Raw genomic sequence first — 1,784 nt, 5'->3', positions numbered from 1 at the left:
GCCACACAAGTCGCCACCCGCATAACCCAAACCTTCAAAATCAACTGCCCCGTACGCACCATCTTCGAAAACCCGACCATCCACCAACTCGCCCAATGGGCCGGTGACTCGCGGACCGAAGCGCCCCCCGGTCTCCTGTCAGGGGGAGCCGCCGCCGATCCCGGTCTGCTGGCCTTCGGGCAACAGCGCATGTGGTTCCTGGACCAGATGGTTCCGGACTCCACGCTCTACAACACCCAGGCACTGTGGCGGATCGACGGCCACTTGGACGTGCCCGCGCTGCAGTGGGCACTGACCGACGTGGTGCGGCGGCACGCGGTGCTGCGCTCCCGGATCATCACCGAGCAGAGCGGTCCGCTCCAGGTGATCGACCCCCCTGCCGCCGTAGGGCTGCCGCTGACGGATCTGTCCGCGCACCCGCGCCCTGAGGCGATGATCAGGGTCCACGAGCTGGCACAGGAGGATGCCGCCCGGCCCTTCGACCTGGCCGCCGGGCCGCTGCTGCGCCCACGGCTGTTCCGCGTTGCGGCCGACAGCCATTGTCTGCTGGTGAGTTTTCACCACTCGGTCATTGACGCCTGGTCGCTCACCGTGCTGTGGAGAGAGCTGTCGGCGCTCTACGACGCCCGGCTCGCGGATCGGCCGAGCCCGCTGCCCGCGCTCCCGTTCCAGTACTCCGACTACGCGGCCCATCAGCACGCCTGGTTGTCCACGGACGAGGCGCAGAAGCAACTCGCCTACTGGCAAACGGTGTTGAAGGACGCGCCGGACGTGATCGACCTGCCCACCGACCGGCCGCGGCCGGCTGCCCCCTCCGGCGCGGGCGGCCGGGTGGCCTTCCGCGTCCCCGCAGAGGTCGAGGCCGAGCTGCGGGCGCTGGCGCGGTCGCACGACGCGACGCTCTTCATGGTGCTGCTCGCCGCGTACGGATTCCTGCTGTCGGTGTACGTGCGCCGCTCGGACGTCGTCGTGGGCGTCCCCGCGGCCGGCCGCACCCATCCCGAACTGGAGGAGCTGGTCGGGCTGTTCATCAACTCGCTTCCGGTCAGGCTGGCCTGGGAGGGCCACCCGACGGTGAGCGAGCTGCTGCGGCTCACCAAGGAGGCGGGCCTGGACGCCCTGCGCCACCAGGACGTCCCCTTCGAGCGCATGGTGGACGCCCTGACGGACGAGCGGCACGCGGGCGTCAACCCGCTGTTCCAGACCTGGTTCGACTTCGACCAGTCCCTGGCGGTCGACTCACCGGCCGACCTGCGGGTCGAGCGGGTGCCGGTCGCGTTGCACTCGACCCGGTTCGACCTGGAGATGCTGCTCGAGGAGGGGCCGGACGGGCTGACGGGCTCCCTCGGCTACGACGCGGACCTGTTCGACGCGGTGAGTGGCGAGCGGTTCGTCGAGCACTATCTGGCCCTGCTGGCCTGCTTCGCCCACCGCACGGACACGCCGGTGGCTGTGCCCGCGGCGCCCGCCATGAGCCTCCTGGTCGACGCCGGCAGACCGACCGTGGACGCCTTCGAGGACGTCCTCGGCGAGTTCGAGGCGTGGGTGGACCGGGCTCCGGAGGCTGTGGCCTTGGTGGAGGCGGGCCGTGAGACGACGTACGGAGAACTCGAGGCCCGTGCGAACCAGTTGGCCGGCTTCCTGGCCTCCCGTGGAGTGGGGCCCGAGGTGGTGGTCGGTGTGTGCGGTACCACGGGAGCGGATTCCGTCGTTGCCCTGCTCGGGATTTTGAAGGCCGAGGGCGTGTACCTTCCGCTCGACACCCGCAACCCTCGCGAGCGCCT

General features: G+C 70.1%; 1 protein-coding gene. It reads left to right on the top strand.

Annotation, left to right across the window (positions count from 1 at the left end; genetic code table 11):
- On the top strand, window positions 1-1,784 hold a 1,784-nt coding region (locus ACFWBY_RS36610; RefSeq protein ID WP_385409760.1), incomplete at both ends, for a condensation domain-containing protein.

Source organism: Streptomyces sp. NPDC060049, from assembly GCF_042736715.1.
In the GTDB taxonomy this organism is placed as follows: domain Bacteria; phylum Actinomycetota; class Actinomycetes; order Streptomycetales; family Streptomycetaceae; genus Streptomyces.
Note: the sequence above shows the minus strand (reverse complement) of the source record. Positions and strands in the feature narration are given on the sequence as shown.